Source organism: Neisseria sp. HMSC061H08, from assembly GCF_001836795.1.
GTDB lineage: Bacteria > Pseudomonadota > Gammaproteobacteria > Burkholderiales > Neisseriaceae > Neisseria > Neisseria subflava_A.
On record NZ_KV830586.1, the window covers coordinates 1 to 240 of the forward strand.

Genomic DNA, 240 nt, shown 5'->3' on the forward strand with positions numbered 1-240 from the left:
TGTCGTAGCCTTTATCGGCATAGACGGTCGTACCTTCGGTAATGCCTTCCAACAAAGGCGACAGGTGTTTGCACTCATGGACATTGGCGGGGGTGATGTGCAGTTTCTCGATATAGCCTTCCTCATCGGTGCGGGTATGTTGTTTGTAACCGAGTTTGTAGAGGCCGTTTTTCTTTATTCAGCGGGCATCTTTATCCTTACTCGGTGAGGTTTGGCCGCTGACTTGTCCTTCTTCATCGA

General features: G+C 49.6%; 1 pseudogene. It reads right to left on the reverse strand.

The annotated features are described in order from the left end of the window. Nucleotides 1-240 (reverse strand): annotated as a pseudogene (locus HMPREF2675_RS11140) (transposase); the annotation flags it as partial.